Source organism: Streptomyces shenzhenensis, from assembly GCF_021462265.1.
GTDB classification, from domain to species: domain Bacteria; phylum Actinomycetota; class Actinomycetes; order Streptomycetales; family Streptomycetaceae; genus Streptomyces; species Streptomyces shenzhenensis.
The window spans coordinates 1-1,218 of record NZ_JAJONF010000156.1 but is presented as its reverse complement, the minus strand read 5'-3'; the positions used below and the strand labels follow the sequence as shown (position 1 = coordinate 1,218).

The following is a 1,218-nucleotide window of genomic DNA, read 5'->3' as shown; positions in this document are numbered from 1 at the left end:
GTCTGCTGCGCGCGATGGTCAAGACGTCCGCCGACGCACTCATGTCCGCCGAGGCCGACGCCCTCTGCAACGCCGAATACGGCCAGGTCAGCAACGAACGCGTCAACCATCGCAACGGCTATCGCACGCGCGAGTGGGACACGAGGGCCGGCACCGTCGAACTCGCCATCCCCAAGCTCAGGTCCGGGAGCTACTTCCCGCACTGGCTGCTGGAACGCCGCCGGCGAGCCGAGCAGGCCCTGATCTCGGTGGTCGCCACCGCCTACCTGCTGGGCGTCAGCACCCGCAGGGTCGAGAAGCTCGCCGAGTCCCTCGGGGTGACCCAGCTGTCGAAGTCCCAGGTCAGCGCGATGGCCAAGCACCTGGACGAACAGGTCGCCGCGTTCCGCAACCGGCCTCTGGACGCCGGCCCCTACGCGTTCGTCTGGGTCGACGCGCTCACCCAGAAGGTCCGCGAGGGCGGCCGCATCATCAACGTCCACGCGCTGATCGCGGTCGGCGTCAACGCCGACGGCCACCGCGAGATCCTCGGCCTGGACGTCGCCACCGCCGAGGACGGCGCCGGCTGGCTCGCCTTCCTGCGCTCCCTGATCGCCCGCGGCCTGTCCGGAGTCCAACTGGTCATCTCCGACGCCCACATGGGCCTGGTCAACGCGATCGGCGCCACCCTGCCCGGCGCGAGCTGGCAGCGATGCCGCACCCACTACGCCCGCGCGCTGCTCAGCCAGGTACCCAAGTCGGCACAACCCTGGGTGGCAACGCTGCTGCGGACCATCTTCGAACAACCCGACACCGACGCCGTGAAGGCTCAGATGCGCCACGTCCTGGACGCCCTGGAGGCGAAGTTCCCCAAGGCCGCCGAACATCTCGACGCCGCGCAGGCCGACGTGCTGGCCTTCACCGCCTTTCCGCGCGAGATCTGGCGGCAGATCTGGTCCAACAATCCGCAGGAACGGCTGAACAAGGAGATCAGGCGTCGCACCGACGTGGTCGGCATCTTCCCCGACCGCACCGCGCTGATCCGCCTGGTCGGCGCGGTCCTGGCCGAGCAGAACGACGAGTGGACCGAGGCCCGCCGTTACATGGGACTCGACCTGCTGGCCAAGGCCCGCCTCCACCCGATCGAGTCAGAAACCGACGACACCGTCATGCCCACCGAACTCACCGCATAGCCTCAAACAAGAGATCACCGAGTGGCCGTCGATACACCACTCCAGC

At 68.5% G+C, this 1,218-nt stretch carries 1 protein-coding gene; it reads left to right on the top strand.

The genetic code is table 11. The features are described from left to right. A partial coding sequence (locus LQ326_RS47210) for an IS256 family transposase (protein WP_234545383.1) occupies positions 1–1,172 on the top strand: 1,172 nt, incomplete at its 5' end. Positions 1,173–1,218 lie beyond the last annotated feature (46 nt).